This window comes from Serpentinicella sp. ANB-PHB4, assembly GCF_031432315.1.
Classification (GTDB): domain Bacteria; phylum Bacillota; class Clostridia; order Peptostreptococcales; family Natronincolaceae; genus Serpentinicella.
In genome coordinates this window covers 21,573-27,985 of sequence record NZ_JAVKGO010000018.1, presented here as the reverse complement: position 1 = coordinate 27,985, position 6,413 = coordinate 21,573, and the positions used below count along the sequence as shown (strand labels likewise).

Annotated in this window: 6 protein-coding genes; all 6 read right to left on the bottom strand. The window is 35.0% G+C overall.

Annotated elements, in window-relative coordinates:
• Positions 1-161 precede the first annotated feature (161 nt).
• The 6 genes from RH915_RS10845 to RH915_RS10820 all read right to left on the bottom strand — a co-directional run bounded on the left by RH915_RS10845 (position 162) and on the right by RH915_RS10820 (position 6,367).
• Positions 162-563: a hypothetical protein gene (locus RH915_RS10845; protein ID WP_310479996.1), complete on the bottom strand. Its 402-nt coding sequence runs from the start codon at positions 561-563 to the stop codon at positions 162-164.
• Positions 564-632: 69 nt separating this feature from the next.
• Positions 633-956, bottom strand: a complete 324-nt coding sequence (locus RH915_RS10840; RefSeq protein ID WP_310479994.1) for a DUF3784 domain-containing protein — start codon at positions 954-956, stop codon at positions 633-635.
• 785 nt (positions 957-1,741) lie between these two features.
• Positions 1,742-3,169: a 4Fe-4S dicluster domain-containing protein gene (locus RH915_RS10835; RefSeq protein ID WP_310479992.1), complete on the bottom strand. Its 1,428-nt coding sequence runs from the start codon at positions 3,167-3,169 to the stop codon at positions 1,742-1,744.
• Between the two features lie 62 nt (positions 3,170-3,231).
• Entirely contained in the window at positions 3,232-4,395 is a 1,164-nt protein-coding gene (locus RH915_RS10830; protein ID WP_310479991.1) for a PP2C family protein-serine/threonine phosphatase, read from the bottom strand.
• A gap of 5 nt (positions 4,396-4,400) precedes the next feature.
• Positions 4,401-6,125: a [Fe-Fe] hydrogenase large subunit C-terminal domain-containing protein gene (locus RH915_RS10825; RefSeq protein WP_310479989.1), complete on the bottom strand. Its 1,725-nt coding sequence runs from the start codon at positions 6,123-6,125 to the stop codon at positions 4,401-4,403.
• Positions 6,122-6,367 carry a (2Fe-2S) ferredoxin domain-containing protein gene (locus tag RH915_RS10820; protein WP_310479988.1) on the bottom strand — a complete coding sequence of 82 codons (246 nt, stop codon included), beginning with the start codon at positions 6,365-6,367 and terminating at the stop codon, positions 6,122-6,124. Before RH915_RS10820 ends, RH915_RS10825 begins: the two co-directional genes overlap by 4 nt.
• Between the last annotated feature and the right edge of the window lie 46 nt (positions 6,368-6,413).

Below are 6,413 nucleotides of genomic sequence, written 5' to 3'. Positions count from 1 at the left end.
TTTATATCCAACTGAATATTTCTTGCCAGATTGAGTTTTATTATTTACTCAATAAGCACAAATTTATTTACAGTCTCTGGCTATTTTACTCATTTAAAGTAATAGTCATCCTTTTCTATATTTAATACACATAGGATATAAGCGTTATGACACTTCGCCTCTTACTCTTCAGTGATTTCTTTTAATTTTTGTACTTGCTGAGCTGTTAGCTCTGTAAAATTCTCATTTGAACCATTTAATAATAAATATCCGCCCTGTTCTTCTATCCATATATGATGAAAACCTACAAAATACCCTTCTTTATAGTTTATCATCAGTACGAAGTCGGGATAAGTTTCTGGTTCCCATTCACTACTTTCGAAGTCTATTTCTTCTAGTAGACTTTCATACTGTGCTACCTTATTTTGATCTCGAATCTCTCTTTCGGTACTAATAGAAAATTCCTCTGTTTGTGCCCCTACTACAAGTACTTTTTCAGGTATTGTTACCCTATCATAGCAACCCCTTAAAAATGGAAAAGTTATGGCTAATAGCATCAGTCCAATTACAATAATTTTTTTCATATAGAATCTTCCCCCAATAATGTCGTAGGATCTATTTTAATTATATCCTTTCACAAATTAGTAACATTCCTACCAGTTACTAATTTCTTTAATGCTATATCCAATAACATATACGACTAATAGTATGGACAGGATTATGGTCCCTTTACCAGTCCAGTTTAGATTAAAAAGATTTCCTAAGGTTACTAATAGAAATATAACCGACAGCGTTAACATCACAATGCCAGTAAAACGATACTCTTCCTTGGTTCTCATCTTTTTTCTCTCTTCAGGTTTTGCCAGCATGTAGAAAGTAGTGGGAATGGGACCCTTTTGCCGAAATAAAAATGTTGAAAAGACAAACAAACTTATTGAAAGAAGCCCTGTGAGTAAAACTTCAATTATCTCCAACATACAACCCTCCCTTGAAATGAAAACTTTAAGGTATTAAACCCCGTAAGTATCTTTCCTATTTAGATATCCTATAATTAGATTATATGTATTATGGTAAAATTATCAATAGTTTTTTAATATAGGTATGAAAACAATTTAAAACCGGATACTTCACTTCTTTCAGTATGACAAGAGAATCAGTTGGATAGTTATATAGGGGTTAGGTGATCGGAAAAGCAAAATTAATAATAAAGTCAAAATCGAGATTCTTCGCAGGGCTCAGAATGACGATATTAGTTGGACAGTTGGTCAGTTGGATAGTTGGTTAGGAGATAAGGAATAGGAAAAGCAAAATAACAAAGTCAAAACCGAGATGCTTTATATTATATCAATGGATTGTCATTCTCCTCTGTGTAAGCGACTGACGCGAAACTTCTTTTCGGTCATCTGCTTGCACTCTGCGTAAGCGACTGACTCGAAACTTCTTTTCGGTCATCTGCTTATGAACGACAGTGAAGAATCTCGAATCTAAGTTAATGGTAACAACAAAGTCAAAACCGAGATTCTTCGCAAGGCTCAGAATGACAGAAGAAGCAGCTGGATAGTTGGATAGGGGTTAGGTGATAGGAAATAATATTTTAAATATGTATTAAAAATTCTTTAATTTCTTTAGATCTAACAAATGTAAGAAATTAATCATTTTTAACTAAGCGACTGACACGAAACTTCTCTTCGGTCATCTGCTTAATATCGAGATCCTTCGCGAGCTCAGGATGACAAAAGAAGGAATCTCGGTGTTAAATAAGTTATTCTAGTGGTATGTCAAGTCCGTCAAAATGTCTAATAGCATCTTTTGAGTCGGGTTCATGGGCAAGGCTTGAGTATGATTCTAGGGTTTTTAAGTCTTTAGGTCCGTAGTGCATAACTGCAGGCCCTTTTATACAACCGCCTTGGCATGCCATTCCTTCCACAAAGTCTTTTTCAAATCTATTATGTTTAATTAATCGCAATGTTTTATCACATGCTTCTATTCCATCACATAGTTCTACCTTGATTGGCTCTTTGCTTTTGTCTTCTATACATTGAAGTACTGCTTTACTAACGCCTCCACTTGCTGCGAATTTTCTTCCATAATAGGAAGCGTTATTAAGAGGGGCTGCTTCCAGCTTTTCTAAATCAATGTCTTTCGATTGAATTAAAGCAGCTAACTCTTCAAATGTTAAAACAAAATCTGTAGATGCATCATTTTTCGCTTCTGATTTTTTCCCTATACAAGGACCAATGAAAACTACCACTGCTTCTGGGTCAATCGATTTAATAAGTCTAGCTGTTGCTTTCATCGGTGATATTGTCTTTGAAACATGTTTTTTTAGTTCAGGGTATTTATTATCTATGTAGTTAACAAACCCTGGACAACAGGAGCTTGTGAGGATTTCTCCCTTTTCTTTATTTGCTAACAATTCTTCTGCTTCATGTTTTGCTACCATATCTGCACCTAGTGCGACTTCTACTACGTCTCTAAATCCAATCTTTTTAATACCGGTTACAACTTTTCCGAGTTCTGCATAGTCAAATTGCGTGGCAAAGGAAGGGGCAACCATTGCGTATACTGAAGATTTTTTAGATTTTATCGCTTGAATGACAGGTACAATTTGTGATTTATCCTGTATTGCACCAAAAGGACACTTTTGAACACATGAGCCGCATGAAATACAGTTATCGTAGTTTATAATCGCATTTTTTCTCTTATCTATTTTAATAGCATCCGTCGGACAAGCTTTTTTACATGGTCTCATTACGTCAGCAATGGCACTAAATGGACAACTTTCTTTACATCTTCCACATTCTATACATTTATCATAATCAATGACAGCCCGACCTCTTTGAATCATAATTGCTTTTACTGGGCAAGATGATAAACATCGGTTGGCAATACAGCCTCTACAGGTTTCAGTTATGACATATTTATTAATAGGGCACTGGTCACAAGCTGAAGGTAGAACTTCTACAATACCATCAATATTTGGATCTCCTCCTAGTGCCACGTGGGTACGATCAGCAATTACTGCCCTTTCATGATATATACAACAACGGAAGTGACTATCTGGACCTGGGCTTACTGTATAGGGTATTTTCATTAAGTTTTTATCTAAAGTACCTTCAAAGGCATATTTAGCAACTTCTACTAGAACATTGTTTTTAAATCTCTGCACATGATTTTCATAATTTCTCATCAATCTTCACCTTTTCTTTAAATATATTTATAGATACTTCACTTCGTTCGGTATGACAAGAGTTAGTCTATATAATTTAATTCAACATTTTTACCCATTTTTCTTAATTCCTCAATGATTTCATTGACAATTCTTGTCTTTATACTTAAATCCTTTGGAAAATCAGGATTTTGGTGGGCTGGGTTAATTGCCCTTCCTACCCAAAAGTAAATATGTGTTCCCTCTTCTATAATCAATTTTAGCAACCTAGAAACCCCATCTTCCTTGTAAATAATAATATCTTCACAAGAAGTATTAAGTTTTCTTAATTTTTCTAGGAGCATCTTTAATGTCAAAACACCTTCTGTCACTAAGTCTATTCCCTCTATATCTGCAGTTGGTGGAACCTTTGGATCAATATAATTTAAACTAGTTATAATTTCTTTGTCTAATTCCCTTGCTACAATTTTCGCAGCTACACCACCACATACAATTTTTTTCCCTACTTGTTGCATAAAACTTCTGACTGCACCAGCGTCTTTACGCTTATCTTCTGGGGGGCCTGTAAAGATATTAATCGGCTCTACCTTTCTTATACTTATGGTAACCGCACTCGCATCATCTCCTGGTAGGCCGTTATATAATTCATTACAGGTTTCTATTAATCTTCTATTTATTTTTTCCGCTGAGGGTGTTTTTTGTTCTGCTAAAAAATCCGCAACATGTTCCCACTGCCATCCGTAGTTAAGAATGTGCCCTACCCCTGCATGAATAACTCCGTCAGAGCATAAGGTTAATCGATCTCCGATCTCCAGCTTTACATGACTCACCCTAATATTTTTTTCGCCAATTTTCACTTGGGTTCTTTCAATTGGCATCAATTTATTATCTCTATATATAAAAACAGGTGGATTATCAAACTCAATAACTTGGGCATTGAAGCCTTCGTCTATATCTACTACGGTAAATGTTGAGTACCCAATGTTTCGGATACTACAGATAGGTAAAGTGTTTGTAATTGTCTTAATCGTTTCTTCTAAGCTTTCGCCTCTTTTTAACATGGTGACCATAATTTTAGTTGTTAAGGTTGCTAATATATTTGCTTTTACGCCACTACCTAAACCATCGGACAGAACAACGATTACCCCATCTGGCTTTTTTATTATGTCTATCTTATCTCCACATAGCTCTTCATTTTTTTTATTAATTGAATGATAAGAGACATCTATAAATCCTGTTAAAGTCATAATGTCTATTCTCCCTCACTCAAAACTAGTTTTTTCAATTTATTTAATCCGACTTTTGTTTCTGCCGTAGTTTCTCCTAGTAAACTCGCTATTTCCTGTGCAACTCTCATCTGATGTTCTATAACGTCTTGACAGGTTGTCACTGTTTCCACTTTTACTCGTTCAAGTTCTTCCCGATTCTTTTCAGACTGGGTAATGTCTGTAAAGACGCCCACCAAAGTATCTGCCTCTTCTACCCGTACTAAATTGAAGTAAAATGTTTTGTCGACGGAGGCAATATATATTTTTTTACTAATACATTTATCTTCCACGGATATGATCTGCTCAAAGTTAGGGTCGTCTATTACACATGTAATTGGCCAATCCACTAGTCTGTGTCTTTCTTTGTTAAAAACCTTGTTAAATGATAAATTTGCATGCTGTATATCTAAATCTTCATTTAGTATGCAAATGGCATTTGGACTAGCTTCAAATATAATATTTTGTAGACCCTCTGTTTTTTTTCTTAGGGTGTCTAAGCACATGCTTATATCAGAATACCCTTGGGCTACTGCTATTGCTTTTTCATAACAAGTACTATAACCACAGGCATTGCAATTAAGCTGATCTTGCTTTGTATACTTATCCATCTTTAATAGTATTTCTTCTATTTGGTCCTCGCTTACTGTTGTTAATTTAACAGGCTTTGAAGAAAAAGACCTGTGTAGCTTCTCTTTATTAATAGGTGTATAGGATGGTTCTTCTTTTTCCTTTTTGGTAAAAGGTGCAGTTGCGTGAACAAAATCTTTTACTAACTGCATTCGCTTAAAAAGTTTAGGTGCCTGTTCAGGCATATTAGGTCCGTTTATACAACTCCCACTACAAATATTTAATTCTGCGCAGTAACCGGAAATTTCTTTAGATTCAACAGATTCTAAAAATAACTTACAGGCTTCTATGCCATCTATATGTATATATTCGTAATTTGTATTGATCCGAGTTTTCAAATCTTCTTTCCATAGGCTTCCTCCTAAAGGATAAGCCCTTCCCCTTTCGCTTGTTGGGGTATCAAAATTACTTAGATTTAAATCTGCTATTTCAACCTTTTCCTCTATCAACCATTTTTCTAATTCTTTAAATGTAATAACAGCATCTATACTTCCTGTTATTTCAAGGGCCTCTGCTTTTTTCGCCAAGCATGGACCGATAAATACAACAAAGGTATCTTCACCATGACGAGCTTTTATGTCATACCCATGGGCTAACATTGGAGAAACTGTCGTTATAACAGCATCAACAGCATCTTTAAAATAATGTTCTATTAAATAATTACTTGAAGGACAGCAGCTTGTAATTATGTTTGACTTGGTACTTTGGGATATCTCCTTTTCATATTCCCTTGAAATCATTTCGGCGCCTCTAGCAGTCTCTTCCACAGCATAAAAACCAAGTTTTTTAATAGCAGTGCTCATTTGATAAGGTGACTCCATAATAAATGCACCGGCAAAGGAGGGTGCAATAGATGCAATAACCTTTTTTCCCTGTTTAATGGCTTGTTGTACGGTTTTAATATCCAGATTTATTGTTAAGGCCTCTTGATGACAATGCATTTGACAGATCCCACACTTTATACACAAATCATCAATTATGTGACGACTTTTCTTTGTAAATGAAATCGCCTTTGTTTCACATACGCGCAAGCATTTAAAACATTCATCACATTTATCTTCATCAAAATTTATAAAGTTCATTGAGTGATCCTCCTATGAACTGCTTCTATAAATTGTTTTGCTGCTTCAGGTTTTACAGCTGTAACCTGTTCATTTTCTACTTTTACTGAAACGGCTGTACCGCATTCTCCTAAACAAAATGATGCTTTTAGATCAATGGTATTTTCCAAATCATGTTTTGCTAAATAGGCTTTAAAGGTCTCTATTACTTCATACGCTCCCTTTAAATGACATGCACTTCCTATACACACTTTGATTTCCATATTTGTCCCCCCATTTTCTATAGCACACTTAAAATATTTTGTTAAT